Source organism: Eikenella sp., assembly GCF_057315495.1.
The window spans coordinates 13,198-38,182 of record NZ_DBHKXY010000006.1 but is presented as its reverse complement, the minus strand read 5'-3'; the positions used below and the strand labels follow the sequence as shown (position 1 = coordinate 38,182).

18 protein-coding genes are annotated in these 24,985 nt (G+C 54.1%); 4 read left to right on the top strand and 14 right to left on the bottom strand.

Annotated elements, in window-relative coordinates; translation table 11 throughout:
- Positions 1 to 133: 133 nt before the first annotated feature.
- From hrpA to waaC, 6 genes are all read right to left on the bottom strand, one after another.
- The gene (gene hrpA / locus ACO6EE_RS00645) at positions 134 to 4,891 is read right to left on the bottom strand and encodes an ATP-dependent RNA helicase HrpA (protein WP_485958608.1); all 4,758 of its coding nucleotides are present in this window, start codon (positions 4,889 to 4,891) and stop codon (positions 134 to 136) included.
- Between the two features lie 177 nt (positions 4,892 to 5,068).
- Positions 5,069 to 6,334 (bottom strand): phosphoribosylamine--glycine ligase, encoded by a 1,266-nt coding sequence (gene purD, locus ACO6EE_RS00640; protein WP_485958607.1) that lies wholly within the window; start codon positions 6,332 to 6,334, stop codon positions 5,069 to 5,071.
- A gap of 64 nt (positions 6,335 to 6,398) precedes the next feature.
- Positions 6,399 to 7,022 (bottom strand): IMPACT family protein, encoded by a 624-nt coding sequence (locus tag ACO6EE_RS00635; protein WP_485958609.1) that lies wholly within the window; start codon positions 7,020 to 7,022, stop codon positions 6,399 to 6,401.
- 128 nt (positions 7,023 to 7,150) lie between these two features.
- Positions 7,151 to 8,086 (bottom strand): electron transfer flavoprotein subunit alpha/FixB family protein, encoded by a 936-nt coding sequence (locus ACO6EE_RS00630; RefSeq protein ID WP_485958606.1) that lies wholly within the window; start codon positions 8,084 to 8,086, stop codon positions 7,151 to 7,153.
- A gap of 10 nt (positions 8,087 to 8,096) precedes the next feature.
- Positions 8,097 to 8,846, bottom strand: a complete 750-nt coding sequence (locus ACO6EE_RS00625; protein WP_485958605.1) for an electron transfer flavoprotein subunit beta/FixA family protein — start codon at positions 8,844 to 8,846, stop codon at positions 8,097 to 8,099.
- Between the two features lie 118 nt (positions 8,847 to 8,964).
- Entirely contained in the window at positions 8,965 to 9,954 is a 990-nt protein-coding gene (gene waaC, locus ACO6EE_RS00620) for a lipopolysaccharide heptosyltransferase I (protein WP_485958604.1), read from the bottom strand.
- Between the two features lie 287 nt (positions 9,955 to 10,241).
- On the opposite strand from waaC, the gene lpxC reads away from it, so the two are divergent.
- Positions 10,242 to 11,159, top strand: a complete 918-nt coding sequence (lpxC, locus tag ACO6EE_RS00615) for a UDP-3-O-acyl-N-acetylglucosamine deacetylase (RefSeq protein WP_485958603.1) — start codon at positions 10,242 to 10,244, stop codon at positions 11,157 to 11,159.
- 100 nt (positions 11,160 to 11,259) lie between these two features.
- On the opposite strand, the gene gnd is transcribed toward lpxC, so the two are convergent.
- From gnd to ACO6EE_RS00575, 8 genes are all read right to left on the bottom strand, one after another.
- The gene (gene gnd, locus ACO6EE_RS00610; protein ID WP_485958602.1) at positions 11,260 to 12,726 is read right to left on the bottom strand and encodes a decarboxylating NADP(+)-dependent phosphogluconate dehydrogenase; all 1,467 of its coding nucleotides are present in this window, start codon (positions 12,724 to 12,726) and stop codon (positions 11,260 to 11,262) included.
- A gap of 320 nt (positions 12,727 to 13,046) precedes the next feature.
- A complete protein-coding gene (locus tag ACO6EE_RS00605) occupies positions 13,047 to 14,915 on the bottom strand; it encodes a ribonuclease catalytic domain-containing protein (RefSeq protein WP_485958601.1) in 1,869 nt (622 codons plus the stop codon).
- A 153-nt stretch (positions 14,916 to 15,068) separates the two neighbouring features.
- Positions 15,069 to 15,866 carry a phosphatidate cytidylyltransferase gene (locus ACO6EE_RS00600; protein ID WP_485958600.1) on the bottom strand — a complete coding sequence of 266 codons (798 nt, stop codon included), beginning with the start codon at positions 15,864 to 15,866 and terminating at the stop codon, positions 15,069 to 15,071.
- Positions 15,867 to 16,105: 239 nt separating this feature from the next.
- On the bottom strand, positions 16,106 to 16,552 hold the full coding sequence (gene hpaR / locus ACO6EE_RS00595) for a homoprotocatechuate degradation operon regulator HpaR (protein ID WP_003824437.1): 447 nt from the start codon (positions 16,550 to 16,552) through the stop codon (positions 16,106 to 16,108).
- A 478-nt stretch (positions 16,553 to 17,030) separates the two neighbouring features.
- Positions 17,031 to 18,242, bottom strand: coding sequence for a beta-ketoacyl-ACP synthase I (gene fabB, locus ACO6EE_RS00590; protein ID WP_485958599.1), 1,212 nt, complete (start codon positions 18,240 to 18,242; stop codon positions 17,031 to 17,033).
- Between the two features lie 94 nt (positions 18,243 to 18,336).
- Positions 18,337 to 18,861 (bottom strand): 3-hydroxyacyl-[acyl-carrier-protein] dehydratase FabA, encoded by a 525-nt coding sequence (fabA, locus tag ACO6EE_RS00585; RefSeq protein ID WP_485958598.1) that lies wholly within the window; start codon positions 18,859 to 18,861, stop codon positions 18,337 to 18,339.
- A 309-nt stretch (positions 18,862 to 19,170) separates the two neighbouring features.
- Positions 19,171 to 19,584 (bottom strand): hypothetical protein, encoded by a 414-nt coding sequence (locus ACO6EE_RS00580; protein ID WP_485958597.1) that lies wholly within the window; start codon positions 19,582 to 19,584, stop codon positions 19,171 to 19,173.
- Positions 19,585 to 19,647: 63 nt separating this feature from the next.
- The gene (locus tag ACO6EE_RS00575; RefSeq protein ID WP_485958596.1) at positions 19,648 to 22,476 is read right to left on the bottom strand and encodes a valine--tRNA ligase; all 2,829 of its coding nucleotides are present in this window, start codon (positions 22,474 to 22,476) and stop codon (positions 19,648 to 19,650) included.
- 136 nt (positions 22,477 to 22,612) lie between these two features.
- On the opposite strand from ACO6EE_RS00575, the gene ACO6EE_RS00570 reads away from it, so the two are divergent.
- From ACO6EE_RS00570 to ACO6EE_RS00560, 3 genes are all read left to right on the top strand, one after another.
- Positions 22,613 to 23,446 carry a hypothetical protein gene (locus tag ACO6EE_RS00570; protein WP_485958595.1) on the top strand — a complete coding sequence of 278 codons (834 nt, stop codon included), beginning with the start codon at positions 22,613 to 22,615 and terminating at the stop codon, positions 23,444 to 23,446.
- A gap of 105 nt (positions 23,447 to 23,551) precedes the next feature.
- Positions 23,552 to 24,079: an rRNA maturation RNase YbeY gene (ybeY, locus tag ACO6EE_RS00565; protein WP_485958594.1), complete on the top strand. Its 528-nt coding sequence runs from the start codon at positions 23,552 to 23,554 to the stop codon at positions 24,077 to 24,079.
- A gap of 1 nt (position 24,080) precedes the next feature.
- The gene (locus ACO6EE_RS00560) at positions 24,081 to 24,914 is read left to right on the top strand and encodes an HlyC/CorC family transporter (RefSeq protein WP_485958593.1); all 834 of its coding nucleotides are present in this window, start codon (positions 24,081 to 24,083) and stop codon (positions 24,912 to 24,914) included.
- The last annotated feature ends 71 nt before the right edge of the window (positions 24,915 to 24,985 follow it).

The window sequence follows — 24,985 nt, the reverse complement described above, 5'->3', positions numbered from 1 at the left end:
GATGCGGTTTTCGTATTTCATTTGGAAATTGTAAATCTTCAGGATACTTTCGCAAAAGGTCTAATATTTGATTAATAACAGGAAAAAATATTTCAAACACACATACAGAAGATTAAAAATAATGTTGGGCATGCTATCTGATTTCATTCCACTCCTTCAACAGCCTCTTCACCGACACCGGATACGGCGTCTTCAATTCCTGCGCAAACAGCGACACCCTCAATTCTTCAATCATCCATTTAAAAGCGGCGAGGTCGTCTGAAACGGGTTGTCCTTGTTTCACCAAGCTGTCGGTTTTTTCCTGCCACATTTGTTCCAGCTCTTGAATATCGGCCTCACGGGCGGCGTCGCGGGCGGGGTTGCTGCTGTATTTTTCGAGGCGCAGGGTCATGGCTTTGAGGTAGATGGGGAGGCGCGGCCATTGTGCCCACGGGGTTCGGGTGGCGAAGCCGGCGGCGAGCAGGGTTTGCAGGCGTAGTCTTAGAAGATGGGTCAATGGGTGTTTGCCGAGTTTGCCGTTGAGTTCGGCGTAGGCTGCGGCAGTTTCCTGCAGGTAGCGGCTGAGGGCTTCTTTGACGGCGGGCAGGCGGCTGCGGGCGCGTTTGATTTGTTCTTTGAAGGCTTTTTCGTTGCGCGGCAGCTCGTCTTCGCCGATAAAGGCGCGGTCGCAGACGGCTTGGGTGAGGTCGTCGCGCAGGGTGTCGGCGTTGATGTGTTTGAGCAGCATGGCGGCTTGGGTGAAACCTTGGATGCCTTTGTTCAAATCTTTTACCTGCTCTTTTAATTGCAGCTTCATCAATTCGATTACGCCTTGACGGTGTGCCTGTTCGGCGGCTTCGATGGTGTCAAACAGGCGCAGGGCGATGCGGCCGTCTTTTTCTTTTTGCAGGCCGAGGTAGCCGGTGAGCTGTTGTTTGCCGCGGGCGAATTTGATGGATTCGGGCAGGGTGCCGATGTCCCATGTGGTAACGTTGTCGCGCTCGAATTCTTGGGTGTTGTCGCGGAAGGTGGTGGCGGCGGCTTGGCCGAGTTGTTGTTGCAATTCGTGCAGTTTGCGGCCGCCGGCAAGCTCTTGTCCGCCGTCGTCGATAATGCGCAGATTCAAATAGCAGTGTTCGGGCAATTCTTGCGCCGCCCATGCGTCTTGGTCGATTTGCTCGAAAATCCGCATATCGCCTGCGCTTTTGGCGATAAAGTGCGCCAACTGGGGAATAATGGCCGCTTGGCGGTCGGGATTGCTTTCGAGGAATTTGGTGATGAAATCGGGTACGGGCACGCAAATGCGGCGGATTTGCTTCGGCAGGGCTTTAATCAGCAGCTGGATTTTTTCGCGCAACATACCGGGCACCAGCCATTCGAGCGACGGCGCGTGCAGGCGGTTGAGGACGGTCAGCGGCACGGTCATGGTCACGCCGTCGAGCGGATGGTGCGGCTCGAAGCGGTAGGAAAGTTTGAACTTGCCGTCTGCGGTTTGCCAGAATTTTGGGAACTGCTCTTCGGTAATGTGCGCGGCGGCGTGTTGCATCAAATCGTCGCGGCTGAGGAACAGCAGGCGCGGATTGTCGCGCTCGGCGGTTTTGAGCCAGGCTTCAAAGGTGCGAATATCGGCAAGGGGTTTTTCGGTGCGTTTTTTGGGTTTCAGGCTGCCTGAAAGGTCGTCTGAACGGTTTTCAGGCTGCTTTTCAGACGGCATTCGGGCTTTCAGGCTGCCTGCCTGACGAACCATGCGGTAATTGGTCAAAACCAAGCCATTGCGCGGAATTTGGTTTTCGTGTTGCAGCACAAAACCCTGATTTTGGAAAAATGCCGCTGCGGCTTTGGACACATCTGCGCTGACTGCCGTACCACTGTCTGCCGACGGCAAAACGGCAGCCAGCAGCGCGGTGGCAATACCTTGCCGCTGGTGGCTCGGGTCGGTAAAGAGACAGTTTAGATAGCTTTGTTCGGGCTGGTATTCAATAAAACCGAGCATGCGCCCGTTATGCGTTGCCACGCGGACATTACCGCCGTCAATGCGTTTTTGCCAGAAATCGGCATTGTCCGCGCCTTGCAGCCACGCGCTTTTTTCCTGTTCGCTGTAATGGCGATTTGAAATGTGCTGCACGGCGCGGCGGAATAATTCGGCAACGGCGGCGGCATCGCTAGTTGTGGCGGGGCGGATATGGGGTTTCAGGCTGCCTTTGAGGTCGTCTGAAAGGTGGTTTTCAGGCTGCCTGTTGTCTTTTAGGCTACCTGAAAAGTGTGTAGGTCGGATACTCATATCCGATGAAACGGCGGATGTGGCGCGGCTATCAGATTCAAGAATCCGACCTACGGTTTCAGATAACATCAGGTTTTCAGACGACCTTTGTCCGTTTCCAGCCTGCCCCACAATCTCCCCGCGCTCTTTAAACACCACTTTCGGCAGCCGCGCGTCGTAAAAGGCGAACAGGGCTTCGTCATCGACCAATACGTCTTGCTTACGAGACTTATGTTCGAGTTCGGTAATTTCTTTAATCAGCTTTTTATTGTGGGCAAAAAAGGCCGTCTGAAGATTGCTTTCCTGCGCCACCAATGCGCCGCGGATAAAGATTTCGCGCGCTTCTTCGGGCGCAACTTTGCCGTAAGACACGAGGCGGCGCAGCAATACGGTCAGGCCGTAAAGCGTCACGCGTTCGCTGGCGACGACTTCACCGCGTTTTTGTTCCCAGTGCGGCTCGAAATAATGATAGCGGACGAGGTGCGGCGCTTCCTGCTCGATCCATTCGGGCTGGATGGCGGCTACGTCGCGGGCATAAAGTTTTGTCGTTTCAACGAGTTCTGCCGCCATCACCCATTTGGGCTTCGCCTTGAACAGAGCGGAGGCGGGGAAAAGGTGAAAGCGGCTGCCGCGCGCGCCGGTATAGTCGTTACCGTCGGGCGATTTCATACCGACGTTGGCGATAAGGCCGGTCAGCAGGGCGCGGTGGATTTGTTCGTAGCCGGCTTCTTTAGCGGCACGGATTTGGGCGCGGTGTTGTTTCTTGTCTAATTGTTTTTGTTTGAGTTTGGCGGATAAGTCTTGGTCGCCCGCATTTTCAGACGACGTGAGCTGCTTGGTTTCGGGAGGTCGTCTGAAAGCGGCTTCTTTGGTGGTCAAACCCATTTCAATCGCGGTTTGGGCAAGCTGGTGGTGCAGCTCGCGCCATTCGCGCATCCGCAGATGCGACAGGAAATATTGGCGGCACCATTGCACCAGCTGCTTGTTGGACAAACCTTTGTCGCGCTCGTGCTGGAAGCTGTCCCAAATATTCAGATAGGCAAGAAAGTCAGATTGTTTGTCGGTAAAGCGTTCGTGCGCCTTGGCCGCGGCATCACGCGCTTCCAGCGGCCGCTCGCGCGGGTCTTGAATCGACAGCGCGGACACAATCACCAATATTTCTGCCATACAGTCGTGTTTCTTCGCCGCCAGCAAAATGCGCGCAATTTTCGGGTCAATGGGCAGGCGCGCCATTTGTTCGCCGAGTTTGGTCAGGCCGTTATGTTCATTAACCGCCCCTAATTCCAACAACACCTGAAAACCATCATTGATATACCGCTGGTCCGGTGCTTCGAGGAATGGGAATGCTGCTACATCGCCGAGTTTCAACGCTGCCATGCGCAGGATGACGGCGGCGAGGTTGCTGCGGACGATTTCGGGGTCGGTGAACTCGGTGCGGCTGTTGAAATCTTCTTCTGAAAACAGTCGGATACATACGCCTGCGGAGACGCGGCCGCAGCGGCCGGAGCGTTGGCGGGCGGCGGCTTGGGAGATTTTTTCGACATGAAGCTGCTCCACTTTCGCCCGTGCGGAATAGCGTTTGACGCGCGCGAGGCCGGTGTCGATGACGTATTTGATGCCCGGCACGGTGAGCGAGGTTTCGGCGACGTTGGTTGCTAACACGATGCGGCGTTTCGCGCCTGAGGGGTGGAAGATTTTGTGCTGCTCGGCGTGCGACAGGCGTGCGAACAGGGGCAGGATTTCGTCGTTGCGGCGCAGCGTGGATTTGCGCAGGGCTTCGGCGGCTTCGCGGATTTCGCGTTCGCCCGGCAGAAACACCAAAATATCGCCTTCGCCGTAGCGCGCCAATTCGTCGGCTGCATCGACAATCGCGTCGGTCAGCTCTACTTCTGCATCGTCTTCGTCTTTGCTGGTCAGCGGTCGGTAGAGGATTTCAACAGGATAGGTACGCCCGCTTACTTCTAAAACAGGCGCGCCGTTGAAGTGTTGGGAGAAGCGTTCTGCATCTATGGTGGCCGAGGTGATGATGACTTTTAAATCGGGGCGGCGCGGCAGGAGCTGTTTCAGGTAGCCCAAGAGGAAGTCGATGTTCAGGCTGCGCTCGTGCGCTTCGTCGATGATAATCGTGTCGTAGGCGGCGAGATAACGGTCGGTCTGCGTTTCCGCCAACAGGATGCCGTCGGTCATCAGCTTGACGCAGGCATCGCGCGAGGTGTGGTCGGTAAAGCGCACTTTATAGCCCACCGCGCTGCCGATTTCGGATTTCAGCTCTTCGGCAATCCGCTCCGCCACCGAACGCGCGGCCAAACGGCGCGGCTGGGTATGCCCGATCAAGCCTGCCGCCCCGCGCCCGAGTTCCAAACAAATCTTGGGCAACTGCGTGGTTTTGCCCGAGCCGGTTTCGCCGCAAATAATCGTTACCTGATTTTCGGCAATGGCTTTTTTGATTTCGTCGAGTTTTTCGTGAACGGGCAGGGTGTTGTCGAATTTGGGGTTGGGCAATGCGGCCAAACGCTTCAAAAAGATTTCGTGCGATTTTCGGTATTTTTCTTCGACTTTGGACAAACCGCCGTATTTGTTGGGATTTTTGAAGGCGGAACGTAGAAAATGGCGGTCTTTGGAGAGGGTTTGGGAGAAATCGGGATGGGGCATGGCGCTGGAAAAATTTAGGGAAAACAAAGGATGTAATTATAGCAAAAAGCGCTTAGCTATTTGATAGATAACAGGGCCATAAAGGCTACCTGAAACTTATTAATCTATAGCTTAATCCATCTACGCAAAAAAAACGCGGCTCACCCAGAGCCGCGTTCTATGTTTTCAAACATCGTTTCAACGCAAAGCCTTATCAGCAATATCACGGCGATATTGCATGCCAGGGAAATCAATCTCTGCCACGGCGCGGTAGGCCTGCTGTTTGGCAGCGGCCAAATCGTCGCCCAAACCCACCACGCACAGCACGCGGCCACCGTTAGTAATAGTGTGACCGGCATCTGCATCCGTACCGGCGTGGAATACTTTGCTGATGCGGTTGGCGGCTTCGATGCCTTCGATGATGTCGCCTTTGCCGGAACGTTCGGGATAGCCAGCGGAAGCCAGCACCACGCCCACGGCACTTTGTGCTTTCCATTCTGCTTTAGCCGTATCCAGTTTCCGATCCAACGCAGCTTGGATCAAATCCACCAAATCGCTGTCCAAACGGCTCATAATCGGCTGGGTTTCCGGGTCGCCGAAGCGGCAGTTGAATTCCACGGTATAAGGTGCACCATCGGCATCAATCATCAGGCCGGCATAGAGAAAACCTGTGAATTCATGGTCTTCTTCACGCATACCGCGTACGGTAGGCAAAATGATTTCTTCCATGGCGCGCTGATACACCTCGGGCGTAACGATGGGCGTGGGGCTGTATGCGCCCATGCCGCCGGTATTCGGGCCGAGGTCGCCGTCGAGCAGGCGTTTGTGGTCTTGGCTGGTGGCCATTGGCAGCACGTTTTCGCCGTCCACCATTACGATAAAGCTGGCTTCTTCACCCTGCAAAAAGTCTTCAATCACCACGAGCGCGCCGGCATCGCCCATCTTATTGTCGAGCAGCATTTGATCGATGGCCTGATGTGCTTGTTCTTCAGTTTGCGCCACTACTACGCCTTTCCCGGCAGCCAAACCGTCTGCCTTAATCACAATCGGCGCGCCTTTGGCAGCCACATAATTATGTGCGGCGGCGGCATCGGCAAAGGTTTGATATTGCGCGGTGGGGATGCCGTGCCGCGCCATAAAGGCTTTGGCGAAATCTTTGGAGCTTTCCAGCTGGGCGGCAGCGCGGGTGGGGCCGAACACGGGTAGGCCGGCAGCGCGGAAATCGTCCACTATGCCGGCTGCCAGCGGCGCTTCAGGGCCAACCACAGTGAAGGCAATCTGCTCGCGGCGGCAAAAATCAATCAGTTCCTGATGTGTTTTCAAAGGCAGGTTTTGCAGCTTAGGTTCCTGCGCAGTGCCGGCATTGCCGGGTGCGACAAACACGGTTTGCACTTTGGGTGACTGCGCCAGTTTCCACGCCAACGCGTGCTCACGCCCGCCACCGCCGATAACGAGTAATTTCATAGAGTTGTCCTTTTCAAAAGGTGTAATTTGTCATAAAGGCTACCTGAAAACCTGCTTCCGGTTTTCAGGTAGCCTCTTCATTGCTTTGCGTATCTTCTAAAATTTCCACTGCACGTATTTTCTGCCAGGCATCAATACAAGCAGCATAATTGGCCAGCGGCACAGCGCAATGCAGCCGGCAATCTAGTTGCAAATCCTGTTGCAACACTTCCACGCCGTGCTGTTTAGCCAGCCGCAAAACCTCGCTCAAATGCGGGTAATCGCAGCGCAGGGTTACCCGTTTTTCAATATTTTTTTCCACCTGCGCAGTTTGCTGCAAGGCCATTTGGGTAGCAGTTTTGTAGGCATAAATCAGGCCGGACACGCCCAGCAGTGTGCCGCCGAAATAGCGCACCACCACCACCAAAACATCGGTTAGCCCGGCTGAATCAATCTGCCCCAAAATCGGCCGGCCGGCGCTGCCGGAAGGTTCGCCGTCGTCGTTGGCACGAAACTGCAAGCCGTCTGTGCCCAAACGGTAGGCATAACACCAATGCCGCGCCTTGTAGTGTTCCTGCCGCAATGCGTCCACATGGTTTTTCACTTCCGCTGACGTGCGCACGGGATAGGCAAAGGCAATAAAACGGCTGCCTTTGTCTTTGAACTCGGCTTGCCCGGGTTCGGCCAAAGTGCGATAGGTGCAGGAGATATCAGAAGAGGACATGGCAGCGGTGGTTTCAGGAAATAGGCAGATTATATAAGAAACAGGCTACCTGAAAGCAGATTGTTTTCAGGTAGCCTGCTGTGTTTCACGTGAAACACGAATGCATGAAACGCTTAATTACTCAATGCCGCAGTCAGTTCCGGCACGGCTTCAAACAGGTCGGCCACCAAACCGTAGTCGGCAACATTGAAAATAGCCGCTTCCGGATCTTTGTTGATGGCCACGATGACTTTGCTGTCCTGCATACCGGCGGTGTGCTGTATGGCGCCAGAAATACCGATGGCAATATACAGCTCCGGTGCCACCACTTTTCCGGTTTGACCCACTTGGCAATCATTGGGCGCATAGTCGGCATCAACCGCCGCACGTGAAGCACCGATGGCGGCACCGAGTTTATCAGCCAGGGGCAGCAGCAATTCGTTGAACTGCTCAACACTACCCAAGGCACGCCCACCGGAAACCACCACTCTGGCTTGAGTAAGCTCCGGACGATCGGATTTCACCAACTCGCGGCTGATGAAACGGCTCAAGCCTTGAGCCGGAGTGGCCTCTACCTGCACCACTTCGGCCTGTCCGCCGCTAGCAGCAGCTTCGGCAAAAGCAGTGGTGCGGAAGGTAAGCACCAAAGTTGCCGCATCGCTGGAAACAGTGGCAAAGGCATTGCCGGCATAAATCGGGCGCACAAAAGTTTTGCCGTCTACGATTTCGGTTAAATCGGAAACCTGCGGACAATCTATCAAAGCGGCCACACGTGGCAGCAAGTTTTTACCGAAGGTACTGGCGGCAGCAGTAATGTAGCGGTAGCCCACTGCCAATTTCACTACTAAAGGTGCAAGCTCTTCCGCCAAACCGCCGGCATAATATTCGGCATCAGCCAGCAACACTTTGGCCACGCCGGCCACTTGTTTGGCCTGTTCGGCCACCGCTGCCGCGCCGCTACCGGCCACCAATACATGTACTTCGCCCAGCTTGCTGCCGGCAGTAACGGCATGCCGCGTAGCGGCGGCCAAATGTTGGTTGTCGTGTTCGGCAATAATCAATACAGTCATGGCTTTATCCTCAAATTACTTTGGCTTCGTTTTTCAATTTGGCCACCAGTTCGGCCACGCTTTGCACTTTCACGCCGCCGCTGCGCGGTTTGGGCTCGGCCACTTTCTGCTGCTGCAATTTAGGTGTAATGTCCACACCCAATTCTTCCACTGCAAGCTTTTCCAGCGGTTTTTTCTTGGCTTGCATGATATTGGGCAGCTTTACATAACGCGGCTCGTTCAAGCGCAAATCGGCGCTGACCACTGCCGGCAACTTCAGAGCCACGGTTTCCAAACCGCCGTCCACTTCGCGCACCACGGTTACTTCGTTTTCGCTCAGTTCCACTTTGCTGGCAAACGTGCCCTGCGGCGCATTGAGCAAGGCGGCCAGCATTTGCGCGGTTTGGTTGGCGTCATCGTCAATCGCCTGTTTGCCTAACAAAATCAGCTGCGGCTGCTCACGCTCGGCGATTTTGCGCAACAGCTTGGCTACAGCCAAAGGCTCCAAATAATCATCAGTTTGCACATGGATGGCGCGGTCGCCTCCCATGGCCAACGCGGTACGCAGCGTTTCTTCGCACTGCTTCACACCCAACGATACCACCACGATTTCGCTGATTTTTCCGGCCTCTTTCAGGCGCACAGCCTCTTCCATAGCGATTTCGTCAAACGGGTTCATCGACATTTTCACATTGCCGATGTCCACATCCGAACCGTCGGCCTTCACCCGCACCTTCACGTTGTAATCCACCACCCGCTTTACGGCAACCAGTGCTTTCATGAAATTTCCTTTTCCTTCTCTCTATTTAGTGATTCACTTGTCCGGCAAAACGGGCTGATTGTGCCGATTTGGCGGGAATAATGCAAGTATGGCCAAAATACAGCCGCAAACTTCTAGGCTACCTGAAAACCTTCCTGCTGTCTTGATAAGCCTGCTCCAGCAGAAGCAAACGTTCAAACACTTTCTCCGGCTGCGGTGGGCAGCCGATACCGCCCATATTTTCTGCCCAAGCCGAAGACTGCACGCCGGTTTTTACCGAATCGCTGTCGGTATAAATACCGATCAGCGGCTTATTTAGCGCATTGGCCAAATGCAGCAGGCCGGTATCCACGCCGATAACGCTGCGCGCGCCATGCAATACATAGGCCGCCTGCAGCAGGTTGAACTTTTCTTCCGGCACCTTCGCCGCCTCGATCTGATTGGCCAATGCCAATGCGCGCTGCCGTTCCGCCTCGCTGCCCCACGGCAGCCACACCGCCGCACCATCTGCTGCATGCAGCCGATTCAACAATTCCACCCAATATTCGTCAGGCCACAATTTGCTCTCACGGCTGGTGGCGTGCAAAGCCACGCGGTAGTTTTCAGGTAGCCCCTGCACCGCCGCACCTTCCGGCACACACACACCGAAATCCGCCGTGCCGTCAAACCGATAACCGAACACTTGGGCAAACAGCTCGCGGTTGCGCCACACCGCATCGCGTCCTTTGGCTACCTGAAAACCTTGCGCATAAAATGCTGCGGCCCAGCCTTCGCGTGCGCTGTGTTTATCCAAACCTTTTACCGGCACACCCGCTTGGCGGGCAAACCACGCGCTTTTTATCAGGCCTTGGCTGTCGAGCACAAAATCATAGCCGCCACCGGCCAATTCCTGTTTCAATGCACGCATCTGCTGCCGTGTATCCGCTGCAAACAGCCGTTTGCGCCATTGCCGCCAACGCATCGGAATCACCTTGGCCACAAACGGATGCAAGCGCGCAATATCGGCAAACCCGGCCTCGGCCAGCCAATGCAGCTCCACCTGCGGGCAATGCCGAGCCAAATCCTGCACTGCCGGCAGGGTGTGGATAAGATCGCCCATGCTGGAGAGGCGCACCAGTAGAATCTTCATCGGGGAGAAATCAGTTGGTTGGAACGGGTGGAATTATAGTGGATTAAAATAAAAATGATACCAGGCGGCGAGCCGCAGACAGTACAGGTTAGTACGTCAAGGCGAGCCAACGCCGTAGCATTGCGATTTTAATCCACTATACAAGATGAAGCTGGGCAAGTAGGCTGTATCAGCCTTTTCCTTTAGGGCTACCTGAAAACAAACCATAGCCAAATTTAATCGGAAAGACAGGCAATCATATTTCCAGTATGATGACAGCTGCTTTATGCAGATTTTTCGGAGTTTTTATGAAACAGCGCACCCTAGCCCAATCCGTTCAAGCCACCGGCGTCGGCCTGCATTCCGGCGAGCGGGTTTTGCTCACCCTGCATCCAGCTGCCGAAAACAGCGGCATCGTATTCCGCCGCACCGATTTGGCCGGTGAACAGAGCCGCCCGATCAAGCTCGTGCCCGAACTGATTAACGACACCCGCCTTTCCTCCACCATCGTTACCGAAGACGGCGTACGGGTGGGCACGATCGAGCATTTAATGTCGGCACTGGCTGCCTACGGTATTGATAATGTGCTGATTGAATTGAATGCGCTGGAAATCCCGATTATGGACGGCTCCAGCCTGCCTTTTTTGTATCTATTGCAGGACGCGGGCATTGTGGATCAAAAAGCCGAAAAATGCTTTCTGCGTATTTTGAAGCCGGTAGAAGTACAAGAACCGGGCAAATGGGTGCGCTTTACCCCGTATGATGGCTTTAAAGTCAGCCTCACCATCAATTTCGACCACCCCGTATTCAACCGCAGCAACCCCACCTTTGAAATCGATTTTGCCGGCGCATCGTATGTGAAAGAAATCGCCCGCGCCCGCACCTTCGGCTTCATGCAGGAAGTGGAAATGATGCGCGCACACGGCCTAGGCTTGGGCGGCAACCTGAGCAATGCTGTGGTAATCGATGACAACGATGTACTCAATCCCGAAGGCTTGCGCTACCCCGACGAATTCGTGCGCCACAAAATCCTCGATGCCGTGGGCGATTTATATGTAATCGGCGCGCCGATTATCGGCGCATTCGAAGGTCACAAATCCGGCCACGCCATCAACAATGCGCTCTTACGCGCTATTCTTGCCGATCCAGAAAGCTACGAATGGGTCACCTTCCCGCATAACCAAAATCTGCCCGCCGCTTTCCACGCCATGCCGGCTGCGGCATAAACCGGCAAGCAGATAAAAGGCTACCTGAAAACCAACAAAAGGTTTTCAGGTAGCCTTTAATTTTAGAGTGCCACTAAGCTACATCAGCTTTCAGGTAGCCTCAAACATTGTAAGCGGTGGAAGCGGTATCGCCGCCGGTGCCTGTCCAATTAGTGTGGAAAAATTCGCCTTCCGGCCGATCGATGCGCTCATAGGTGTGGGCGCCGAAGTAGTCGCGTTGCGCCTGCAACAGGTTGGCGGGCAGGCGACCGCAGGTATAACTGTCGAGGAAGGAGAGGGCAGATACGGTACAAGGCATTGGCAAACTGTGCTGCATCGCGGCGGCGGCCACTTTGCGCCAGCCTGGTAGGGCTTGCTGCAACAGGCTTTTGAAGTAGGCATCGCTGCCAAGGAACACTAAATCTGGATTGGCGGCGTAGGCATCGCGGATGTTGCCTAAAAACGCGCTGCGGATGATGCAGCCTTCGCGCCATAACAAAGCAGTATTCCCATAATCCAAATCCCAACCGTAATGCTCACTGGCCTGACGCATCAGCATAAAGCCTTGGGCATAAGAAATAATTTTGGAAGCCAGCAATGCTTGGCGCAAAGCAGCCAGCCATTCTTCCCGCTTACCGGCCACCGGCTCGATTTTATGCCCGAAGGCTGCTTCGGCCTGTACCCGTTGGATTTTCAGCGCGGAAATACAACGGGCAAACACTGCTTCGGTAATCAGCGTGAGCGGGGTGCCTAAATCTAAGGCATTGATGCCGGTCCATTTTCCGGTGCCCTTTTGGCCGGCACGGTCAAGGATTTTTTCTACCAGCGACGTGCCGTCTGTGTCGTTCGTACCCAAAATATCGGCGGTAATTTGAACCAGATAGCTATTGAGCTCGGTCTTATTCCATTCGGCAAAGACTGCCTGCATCTCGGCATGGCTCATACCCAAGCCGTCTTTCATAAACTGGTAGGCTTCGCAGATAAGCTGCATATCGCCATATTCAATGCCATTGTGCACCATTTTGACAAAATGACCGGCACCGTTCTTGCCCACCCAATGGCAACATACTTCGCCTTCAGCCGTTTTGGCCGCTACTGCCTGCAAAATCGGCTTCACTGCCGGCCAAGCTTCCGGGTTACCGCCAGGCATAATAGACGGCCCACGGCGCGCACCTTCTTCACCGCCGGAAATACCGGTACCGATGAATAAAACGCCTTGTGCAGCTAGCTCGGCAGTACGCCGTTCGGTATCGGGATAATGGGCATTGCCGCCATCAATGATGATGTCGCCCTTATCCAGGAGCGGCACCAGCTGCGCAATCAATTCGTCTACCGCCCGCCCGGCCTGCACCATCAACATTACCTTGCGCGGCTGCTTTAATTGGCCGATTAGTTCTTCCAAACTGTAAGCGCCGATAATTTTTGTGCCTTTGGCCGAGCCGTTAAGGAATTGCTCGGTTTTGGCCGCTGTGCGGTTGTAAGCGCTCACTTGGAAGCCGTGATCGTTCATGTTCAGAATCAGGTTCTGCCCCATAACGGCCAGGCCGATAACGGCAATATCGCTTTTATTGTGAAGAGGGTTTTGCATGATATTTTTAGATTACAAAGTTTAAGATTTAGTATTGGGTTAGATTGAACTGAATTGGTTTTCTTTAATCTAATTTTTTAATTAATTTTTTGTTGTTTATATTGAAGCAGCATAAAAATAGTGGATTATCCAGAAAATTCATTAAAACCATTTAGATAAGCTAATTAATCCCTGTTGTTTACTTGTCGTTCAACTGTGGATTATTGTGGAATAGTGGCTGGTTTAATCGGCTGTTTGTGGATAAATCGATTATTTGCCTGCTTTGTCCGCAGAGAATAGTGGAAATAAGCTGTTGCCATGCTGAGCCAGTGCCATATTATTTAAGCAGCTGGTTCTGGTGGCAATACGTTCAAATATTTCAAAGACAACAGCTGCTGTTCGGCATCCAATTGAGTAATGGCCAGTTTCACACGGGTTTTAGGCAGGATGTCGATCGGTATGCCGTGCACACGGTTGACTAGCGGCAGACCATCAATACGCACCAGGTCTTCTTTCAACAATACGGCAGTCAGCTCGCGGCATTGTTCTTGTTCCAGATATATTAAGCTCCAGTAAGCCTCCATTTGGCGTTGGAAGTCGGCATAGGCAGTATAGGTGGCGTCAAAATCGCGCAGGGCGGCGAACAGATCGTTGCTGTTTTTTTCAAAACGCGGCGGCAAATCGGGCTCGATTAAGCTAAGCAGCTGGAGCTGGTTGATGCAGTCGGCTGCACGACGCAATGGGGAGGTGAACCAGCCGTAATGCGCCACCCCCATACCGATATGTGGCTCGGATTGGGTACTCATGCGTACTTTACCGCTGGTTTGCACGCGGAATAAACCGGGCAGGCCGTTTTTATCCAGCATTTGCGCCCAGGTGCTGTTGGCCAGAATCATCATTTCAGATACTAGCGTATCGATGGGTGAACCGCGCTCGCGGCGGCTGATGCGCACGCTGCCATCGGGATTGAATTCGATGCCGTAATCGTATTGCGGGGCGTGGTTTTCTTCGTAGCGGTCGCGCTGTTTTTGGCGTTCGATGGCGAAGCGATACAGCCAGCGCAGCTGCGGTTGGCAGGGGAATTGTATGGGCTCGTTCTCGGAGAGGCCGGTGTTGGCGTTGAAATGCGGCTCGATGTCTTGGATACGCAGGTTATGCTTGATAGTTAGATTTTCGAGGCGGGTTTGCGGTGTGGAGGCTACCTGAAAATCGGCATCCACTTCTACATACAGGCTCAATACCGGCCGTTTGCCTTCATCTAAGCTGAAGGTTTTAATCCAATTGTCTGGCAGCATGGTGATTTTGCCGCCAGGATAGTAAGCCGTGCTTTGTCGTTGTTTGATAAGGGTTTCAATCGGGCTACCGTTAGTAATAGCCAAGGTGGGTACAGCAATGTGGATACCGACACGTTTGCTGCCGTCTGGCAAATCCTGCACCGATAAAGCGTCATCGATTTCGCTGGTTTCGGCATCATCAATGGAGAATGTGAGTAAATCGGCGGCATCTGGCAGTTCGGGGATAGCAGGTACGGCGATTTCTGGTGTTGCAGTACCCTGCGGGAAATGCTTGCAGCAAAAACCGTCGAGCAGGTATTGCGGCAATGAGTTGACACCGCCGGTTTGCCGGGCCAGCTGATAGGCAGAAATTTTCAGTTCGGCAGCGGCTTTGGTGAACGCTTTGTAGGTGAGTGATTGTTTGTCTGGGTTATGCAGGATGCTGCGCAAATCGGCGGTGATTTCGGTAGGTAGGCGGCCTTGTGCTAATTCTTCCGCCCAAGCGGCTATTTGTGCGTCTTGCTGTTTTTTGCGCTCGATGGCGGCCAATGCCTGTTTCAAGGTGTCTTCCGGCGCGGCTTTGAATATGCCTTTGCCCTTTTTGTAGAAATACATCGGTGCGGCATAGAGCGCAATCAGGGTGGCAGCCAGTTCGTGCTGGCTTGGAGGATGACCGAAGTAGTCGGCTGCAATGTTTTGGGCAGTAAATTCGTCTTCGCCGCAAAACTCCCACAATAAGTTGGTATCGATTTGGGCGGCTTCGGCCTGGGCGCGTTCGAGAAAAGCGTCCATCGGCTCGGTGAATTCCACGAAAACATTATTGGCTTTGATTTTGGCGCGTTTGCCATGCTGGGTGGTGGCCTGATAGGTGCTATCGTTTTTCTGCACCACGGCGGCTACTTTGAATTGGCCGCTTTCTTCGTAGAATATATTCATTTAAAAGGGGAAACCGCTTTTCGGGGTTGAAATATTGAGGGGGGCGGATTTTAGCATAGAAACAGGCAGTTTCTCAGGAAGGCTACCTGAAGGCGAAGTGTGAACGTAGCTAAGTTTCCGCAAAGCTAACACTTTTCAGGTAGCCTTTTCTATTCAGCTGAACAACATGCCGATGGCGGCATATACGCTCAACACGGCTATCAGTGAATCCACACGGTCAAACACGCCGCCGTGGCCGGGAAGCAGATTGCTGCTGTCTTTCACGCCGGCAGCACGTTTGAACCAGCTTTCCAAAAGGTCGCCGCCGATGCCTACGAAGGTAAGCACAGTGGCGGTGAGCATGATGCCGAGCCAGGAAATATTGAAGCCGAACCAGCCGGCAGCGCGTGCCAATGAGGCATACACCAGTACGCACAACAGCCCGCCAAACACACCTTCCCAGCTTTTGCCGGGGCTGATGGTGGGGGCCAGTTTGTGTTTGCCCCACAGCCGGCCGAACACATAGGCAAACACATCGGCAATCCACACCAGCATCATCACAGCCAAGAGATAAAGCGCAGATTGGCCGTTGGGACGCAATTCCAGCAGGGCAAACCAGAAAGGCAGCATCAGCAGCCAGCCGGCGGCCATGCCTTTCCAATCGGCCTGCAAACGCCATTTAAAACGCAGCCAGGCAGGCATGCCGAGCAGCCAGAAAGCCAGTACGATTGCCCATGCCGCTGTCGGCAGCCGCCAACCGCCGCCCCAGGCCAGCGCCATAAATAGTGCGGTGCCGGCCAAATAGGGCCGCTGCACTTGTTCTGGCATGTTGCATAGCCGACTGTATTCCCACAGGGCGAGCAGGGCAATCAGGCCGGAAAACAGTGCCCATAGTCCGCTATTGGCGGCAAACAGCATGCCGAGCATCAGTGGCAGTAAAACCAGGGCGGTGAGAATTCGGTGTTTGAGCATGGTTGGGTTCTTTCAGGTAGCCTTTGGCATATTGGTTTTGATTGCAGGATTATAAGCGAAATAGCCTTACTTATAGCTAAAACAATGATTTTTCCCATTAGGCGGCAAGCCGCAGACAGAATGGGTAATTTGGGAGGCAAGCCAGTACAATAGGCAGCGAAGTGCTTTAACTATAGAAAAAGGCTACCTGAAAAACCAAGCAGAGGTTTCAGGTAGCCTTTATGGAATATAGTAAGGCCTTACATCCGCGCCATCGTGGCCACATGAATAGCAGCCATTTGGTTCAGCAGTTCATGCAGCTGTTCCAGTTTCTCTTTGGAGAGCTGGCTTTCGATATCGTCGTAGCAGGCATCGATTTTGCCGACAAAGTCGTTGAAGGTACGCTCGCCTTCTTCGGTGAGTTTGAGGTAAACGCGGCGGTGGTCGTTGGCCGGGCGCAGGCGCACCACCAGCTTCATTTTTTCCAAGCGGGTAAGGATGCCGGTAAGGCTGGGGCGCAGGATGCAGGCACTGCGGGCCAAGTCTTGAAAATCCATCGTACCGTTTTCGGCCAAGAGGCGCAGGATACGCCATTGCTGGTCGGTGAGGCCGATTTCGTTGAGCAGCGGGCGAAAATGCGTCATCAACGCTTCGCGCGCCTGTATTAACGCAATATTTAGCGAAGAATGTTTGGAATGCTTGATCATCGCGATCTCCCTTGGTACAGACGAAGTAGTTGGCAACATTTTTGTGTGGTTTTTATAATTAAATTTTTGTGTGGTTTTTATAATTAATTCCCTGTTAACGATCAGGGTATTGATTCAGTTTATTATATAACTCAAGCCCATAATATGCGGATTATTGATTTTCTTGATTAAGGTCAAGTTATTGACCATACTTGGCAAAATTATCTAGCTAAAAAGCTCGTCTTAACCAAAAAATCAGAATAAATCACATCAGCAAGTGTGTTTTTAAAAATCTATCGTTACTAAGATAATAGTAGGCTGGGTAATTATCAAGGCTACCTGAAAAAATTGGCGAAAACTTTACAAACACTGTTGCATGCTTTGCCTCATTATCAGGTAAACGGATACGGTATGCTGAAGTTGCCGATTTTTACGCCAGAAAAAACCATATAAAAACAGCCGAACCTCAAAGCAAGTTCGGCTGTTTTTCAGGTAGCCTCTACACGCGGTTGAAAATCAGCGTGGCATTGGTGCCGCCGAAGCCGAAGCTGTTCGACATCACGGCATTGAGCTTTTTGCTGATGTTTTCGCGCACAATCGGCAGGCCGGCGGCTTTTTCATCTAAGTTCAGCACATTGGCGCTGGCACACACGAAATCGTTGAGCATCATCAGAATAGAGTAAATCGCCTCGTTCGAGCCTGCCGCGCCCAGTGCGTGGCCGGAGAGGGATTTGGTGGAGCTGATGAGCGGCACCTCTTTGCCTTCAAAGGTTTCGCGGATGGCGCCGAGTTCTTTGGTGTCGCCCACTGGGGTGGATGTGCCGTGGGCATTGATGTAGTCTACGCTGCCGCCGTGCTGGGCCAGCGCCATCTGCATGCAGCGCACTGCGCCTTCGCCGGACGGCTGCACCATATCATGGCCGTCGGAAGTGGCACCATAGCCGGTGAGTTCGCACAGGATGTTGGCACCGCGTGCTTTGGCGTGTTCGTATTCTTCCATCACCAAAATGCTGCCGCCGCCGGAAATCACGAAGCCGTCACGGTCGGCATCGTAGGCGCGGCTGGCCTGTTCGGGCGTATCGTTGTATTTGCTCGATAATGCGCCCATCGCGTCGAACAGGGAGCTCATCTGCCAAGATACTTCTTCGCCGCCGCCGGCAAACACGATGTCTTGTTTGCCAAGCTGAATCAGCTCGGCAGCATGGCCGATGCAGTGGGCGGAAGTGGAGCAGGCGGAGCTGATGGAATAGTTCACACCTTTGATTTTAAACGGGGTAGCCAAGCAGGCGGCCACGGTGGAGGCCATGGTTTTGGTTACGCCGTAAGGGCCGATGCGTTTCACGCCACTTTCGCGCAGGGTGTCGGCGGCTTCCACCTGCGAAGAGGATGATGCGCCGCCGCTGCCGGCCACGATGCCGGTGCGCACGTTTGACACCTGCTCTTCGGTGAGCCCCGCGTGGGCGATGGCTTCTTTCATGGCGATATAGGCATAGGCTGCGGCATTGCCCATAAAGCGCAGGATTTTGCGGTCGATGTGCTCTTTGGTATCGATGTTGATGTTGCCGGCCACATGTGAGCGCAAGCCCATTTCGCGGTAGCTTTCGTCAAAAGCGATACCGGATTTGAGCTGGCGCAGCGATTCGAGTACTTCGCGGCAGTTGTTGCCCAAGCTGGACACGATGCCGATACCGGTTACGACTACTCGTTTCATAATAATGAACTCCGTTAGGAAAGTTAGGCTACCTGAAAAGTAAACGCAGAAGCTTCGGTTGAATTAAAGCCGGCGTTTTCAGGTAGCCCGTTGGCTAGAAATCGTCTGTGCTGGTAAACAAGCCTACGCGCAGGCCGTTACCTTCGTAAATCTTATGGCCGTCCACGCTCATTTCCGCATCGGCAATGCCCAGCACCAGCTTGCTGTTCATCACGCGTTTCATGTGGATGTGGTAAGTGATTTTCTTGTGTTTGGGCAATACCTGGCCGGTGAATTTCACTTCGGCACAGCCCAAGGCACGGCCGCGGCCGGGCGCACCTATCCAGCCCAGGAAGAAGCCAACTAATTGCCACATGGCGTCCAAACCCAAGCAGCCGGGCATCACCGGATCGCCGATGAAGTGGCAGCCGAAGAACCACAAATCGGGGTGGATATCCAATTCGGCGATGATTTCGCCCTTGCCGTATTTGCCGCCGGTGTTGTTGATTTCAACAATGCGGTCGATCATCAACATATTGGGCACCGGCAGCTGCGCGTTACCCGCGCCGAAAAGTTCGCCGCGGCCGCAGGCCAAGAGTTCTTCTTTGGTATAGCTGTTTTGTGGAACGAAATTGCTCATGGGTATCCTTAATGCTGCCAAAGGCAGCTTGATATAGTGGGAGAAAAACCAGAATCGTTGGTTGGCGAAGCGCTTACGGCACAATTTAGATTTTAGCTCTAGATTAAGCATTCTATTTGATTATGCCGTGCCGCGCAATCTGGCCGATAGCTTTGCCAGCAGCATTTTAATCCTATCGGCGCGACTTGTATAACAGAAAGGCTACCTGAAAAATACTAGCTGCGTTTTTCAGGTAGCCTTGTTTATCTTTTTTGGCCAGTCGGTGTTATCGGGAGAAACCTTTTGAAACGGCGGTGATGCCGGTAAATATCATCCCTCGGATTGCTTTTTGGGCAGGCAGATTGACATGACGGCTGCCGCAAAGGCAGAGATAGCGCCGATGGCCAAGGTCAGCCCCCATTCCACGAAGCCGTCGCCCCAAAACATCTCACCCAATACGATGGACGATATTGCCAAGGCAAACCCTAACGCAGTAGATACGCCCGCTCCGCGCCAACCGCGCTGAAGCTTCAGCCATATTGCCAGCAAAATATACGCGGCCACCGCAGGCAGGCAGTACAGGCACAATAGCACCAACAGGTTGGCATAAAAGCGGCGGTGTTCGGGCGAAGACAAATCCATAAACAAATCACCATTCAGCAGCGCGGCGGCCATCATCAGGCAGCCAGCCAGCAGGGGTAGGCCGAACACAATTAGTAGGAAACTTTTCAGATAGGGCTTCATACTTTTTCACTTCTCGGTAGCAGATTGCATTTTCAGGTAGCCTCTTGGATTGCCGAAAAAGGTTTATCCTTTCAACTTCTCCAAAGCAGCCTGCACCTTCGCCATTTTCCCTTCCAACTCCGCCAAATCGGCTTTGTCTTTTTCCACCAGATGCGCGGGGGCTTTGTCCACATAGCCAGGTTTGCCCAATTTGGCGTTGAGTTTGTCCAAGGCTTTTTGCAGCTTCTCGGCTTCTTTGCTCAAACGGGCGGTTTCGGCGGCTTTGTCGATTTCGACTTTCAGCATCAGGCGCGCGCCGTTGCAGACGGCGACGGGCGCGTCTTCGTTTTCAGGCAGCCGCTCCACCGTTTTGGCTTCGGTCAGACGCGTGAGGGCGGGCAGGTATTTCAGCAGCGCTTCAGGCACGCTGCCTTCCACAAACAGCGGCGCTTTCACGTTCGGGGCGATGCCCATTTCGCCACGCAGGTTGCGCACGGCGCCAATCAGGTCTTGCAGTTGCGCCATTTGGTCAAAAGCAGCCTGCACGATTTTTTCCGGGTCGGCTTTGGGATAGGCGGCCAGCATAATGCTGTCGGCGGTTTTGGCATTGGCCAGCGGGGCGACGGCCTGCCACAGCTCTTCGGTGATGAACGGGATAATCGGGTGCAGCAGGCGCAATACGGCTTCCAGCACGCGAACCAAGGTGCGGCGCGTGGTGCGCTGGGTGGTGGGGCAGCCGGTTTGGATTTGCACTTTGGCCAATTCGATATACCAGTCGCAATAGTCGTTCCACACGAATTCGTACAGCGTTTGCGCGGCCAAGTCGAAGCGGTAGGTTTCAAATGCTTCGGCAGCGGCGGCTTCGGTTTGTTGCAGGCGGCCAATAATCCATTGGTCGGCGAAGGTGTAGGCCAGCGGCTGGGTTTCGTCTTGGCCGCAGTCTTGGTTTTCGGTGTTCATCAGCACAAAATTGGTGGCGTTCCAGATTTTGTTGCAGAAGTTGCGGTAGCCTTCGGCGCGTTTGAAGTCGAAGTTCACGCTGCGGCCGAGGCTGGCGTAGCTCGCCATGGTGAAGCGCAAGGCGTCCGCGCCCATGCTGGGGATGCCTTCGGGGAAGAGTTTTTTGGTTGCTTCTTTCACTTTCGGCGCGGTTTCGGGTTTGCGCAGACCGGTGGTACGTTTCACCAGCAGTTTGTCCAAGTCGATGCCGTCAATCAAATCGACAGGGTCGATGACGTTGCCTTCTGATTTGGACATTTTTTTGCCTTCGTGGTCGCGCACGATGCCGTGGATGTACACGTCTTTAAATGGTACTTTGCCGGTAAAGTGGGTGGTCATCATAATCATGCGCGCCACCCAGAAGAAGATGATTTCGTAGCCGGTTACCAAGACGTTGGATGGCAGGAAGGCTTTGAGTTCGTCGGTTTCAGACGGCCAGCCGAGCGTGGAGAACGGCACGAGCGCGGAGGAGAACCATGTGTCCAATACGTCTTCTTCGCGAGTCAAACCGGTTTTGCCGGCTTGTTTTTCGGCTTCTTCCTGATTGCGGGCGACGTACACATTGCCTGCTTCGTCGTACCACGCGGGGATTTGATGCCCCCACCACAGTTGGCGCGAGATACACCAGTCTTGGATATTGTTCATCCATTGGTTATAGGTGTTGACCCAGTTTTCAGGAATAAAGCGTACCGCGCCGCTGTCGACGGCTTTTTTGGCTTTGTCGGCGAGGCTTAAGCCTTTGAATTCGCTGTCAGGCTCGCCGCCGTTTGGTGTGGCGGACATGGCGACAAACCATTGGCTGGTCAGCATCGGCTCAATCACGGAACCGGTTCGGTCGCCTTTCGGCGTCATCAGCGTGTGCGCTTTGATTTCGACCAACAAGCCTTGTTCCTGCAAATCGGCAACCATTTGTTTGCGCGCGGCAAAGCGGTCCAAGCCTGCGTATTTTTCAGGCAGGGCAAAGCCTGGTTGCGCTTCGCCTTTGAAGTTGAATACTTCGGCGTTTGCCAGCACTTTGGCTTCCAAGTCGAACACGTTAACCAAGCGCGTGTCGTGGCGTTTGCCGACTTCGTAGTCGTTGAAGTCGTGCGCAGGCGTGATTTTCACGCAGCCTGTGCCAAAGTCTTTTTCAACGTATTCGTCGGCAATCACGGGGATAGTACGGCCGGTCAGTGGCAGGATTAATTCCTTACCGATTAAGTGGGTGTAACGTTCGTCTTCAGGGTTGACGGCAACGGCCACGTCGCCCAGCAACGTTTCAGGGCGGGTAGTCGCCACGATGACGGCTTCGGCAGGATTATCGGCCAACGGATAGCGGATGTGCCACATAGAGCCTTGTTCTTCCACGCTTTCCACTTCCAAATCAGACACTGCCGTACCCAAAACCGGATCCCAGTTCACCAAGCGTTTGCCGCGGTAAATCAAGCCCTGTTCAAACAGGCGCACAAACACTTCGGTCACGGTTTCGGCGCGCACGTCGTCCATCGTAAAATACTCACGCGTCCAGTCGGCAGAACAGCCCACGCGGCGCATCTGCTGCGTAATCGTGCCGCCGGAAACTTCTTTCCATTCCCACACTTTTTCCAAGAATTTTTCGCGCCCCAAGTCATGACGGGACACGTTTTGCGCGGCAAGCTGACGCTCGACCACGATTTGCGTGGCGATACCCGCGTGGTCGGTGCCGGGAATCCAGGCGGTGTTGCAGCCTTTCATGCGGTAGTAGCGGGTCAGGCCGTCCATAATGGTTTGGTTGAAGGCATGGCCCATGTGCAGCGTGCCGGTTACGTTGGGTGGCGGCAGTTGGATGGAAAAAGACGGTTTGGTCAAATCCATATCGGGCTGGAAATAACCTTGGATTTCCCAGTTTTGATAGTGTTTGGATTCGATTTCGGCGGGATTGTATTTGTCGAGCATCGGAGGCTACCTGAAAATTATTGGCGTAAAGGGCGAATTATAGTGGAAGCAGATGGTTTTCAGGTAGCTTTTGCCAATTTGGCAAACTATACCGGCTTCTTTTATAGTCCCATTTATTTTTCGAGGAGAACTGATTATGCAAATTCTGCCTTTTTCCATGCCGGTTAAACCCTTCACCATGCGGGGTATCGGGCCGCATCGGCCGATTATGATGGCTTTGGTGGCGCTGTTGCTGATACTGCCGGTGGGCGCGATATTTGTTGCGTGGCAGGGTCATGTTGCCGCCGAAATCTATCAAGACTACCAAATCGGCCAACACGCCGTGCCGGTAGATGCGCGGATTGATGGTGAATGCACCACTCGCAAATCCATCTTCACCAGCTGCAAAACTACCATCACGTACCGCGGCCACACGGTGAAAAAATCTTTTAGTTTTTTTGGGACTGGCGGCGATATTTACGCCCGTGCGGTGGCCGACGCTAATGATCCCTCGCGCCTGACGCTGGATGTGGCGGTGGGAAAAGTGGGCAACCGCAGCATGGGTGTGTTGCTGTTTGGCGGGCTGGGGCTGTTGATGATTGGCGCTGCGTTTTATGTTGTGCTGGTGCGGGTGCCGCGCTATCGCCGGATTTTGGCCGCCATCAACCGACCCGAAGCCCAGCCTTGGCAGCTGGTGGCCGTGCCCTGCCTGAGTACCGGCAATGCGGGTAAAGACGCGATGTATCAAGTCGAAATTGACGGCAAAATCCACAAAATCGGCCTCAGCTTCGGCAAACAGGAAAACCGTGCTTGGACGTTTCAAACCCCCAGTGGGCAGCACTACCTGCTGGCTTTCGTGCCCAATGGAGGCGGCGTGCCGGCGGCGCTGGATAGAAAGCTGCTGGCGGTGGCAGGCTTGAACAAGGAAGAGAAAAACAAGCTGGCTGCCGAATTGAAGCGGGCGGCAGCAGCGGCAAAGGCAGAATGCTAGTGTGCGGTTTGGCATAAAATAGAGGCTACCTGAAAAACGCATTTCCGGGCTTTCAGGTAGCCTTTCCCGCTATAATAGCGCCCATTTTATTTCCCACTCCAACCCATGAAAGCTGCCAAACGTTACCCCTTTCCCACCCTGTTGCACCAACGCCTGCAACTGTATTTTGCCAACCAAGCCCGGCTGCCCGGCTGCCCGAATGAGGCGCAATTCCACCGCTGGGCATGGCAGGCGGTGAAATCGCGCTACCGCCGTGCCGAAATCGGCCTGTTGCTGCTTGATGAAGAAACCGCCCGCGCCTACAACCGCGACTACCGCCAAAAAGACTATGCCACCAACGTGCTCAGCTTTGCGCTGGATGAAGGCGAGCAGGCCGCTTGGGCCAGGCTTTCAGGTAGCCTGCCCGTTTTGCGCGGCGACCTGGTTATCTGCCCGCAAGTGGTGGCGTGCGAGGCTGCCGAACAAGGCAAAACCTTAGAAGCACACTTCGCCCACCTCACCCTGCACGGCGTGTTGCACCTGATGGGATACGACCATATCGAGCCCGACGAAGCCGAAGCCATGGAAGCACTTGAAATCCGCCTGATGAATCAGTTAGGATACCCCAACCCCTACGCACAGGATGCAGACTGAAATGGACGACCACCCGGCCAAGCCCGGATTTTTTGAACGGCTGTTCGGCCGCCTCTCCGGTGACAACCCCGATTCCCCCGAAGACATACTCGCCCTGCTGCGCCAAGCGCGCGAACAGAAAATCTTCGATGAAGACACCCAGCAATGGCTGGAAAAAATCATCGATTTCCGCGGGCTGGAAGTGCGCGATGCCATGATCAGCCGCGCCCAGATGGACGTGGTGAAAGCCGGCGACAGCATCAACCGCATCATCGCCTATGTGGTGGGCACCACCCACTCCCGCTTCCCCGTGATTGCCGACGACAAAGACAACGTGCTCGGTATCCTGCACGCCAAAGACCTGCTCAAATACACCCTCAATCCCGAACAGTTCAAGCTTGAAAACGTGCTGCGCCCGGCCGTGTTTGTGCCCGAGGGCAAGCCGTTGAGCGTGTTGCTTAAAGAGTTCCGCGATATGCATAACCACCTGGCCGTGGTGGTGGACGAATACGGCAGCATCAGCGGCCTGGTAACGCTGGAAGACGTGATCGAGCAGATTTTGGGCGACATCGAAGACGAGTTCGACGAAGATGACAGCGCGGACAATATCTTCGCCGTCTCCCCCGACCGCTGGCGCATCAACGCCGTTACCGAAATCGAAGACGTGAACGAATTTTTCGGCACGGACTACAGCGACGAAGAAGTGAACACCATCGGCGGGCTGGTGATTAAAGAGCTCGGCCACCTGCCCGTGCGCGGCGAAAAAGCCGTTATCGGCCCCTTGCAATTCACCGTAGCCCGCGCCGACAACCGCCGCCTGCACACGCTGATGGCGGTGAAAGCCAAGCCCGAATAAGCCCGCACGATAAAGGCTACCTGAAACCGGATTTCCATTTTTCAGGTAGCCTTTCGTTCCAACGTGCCCGT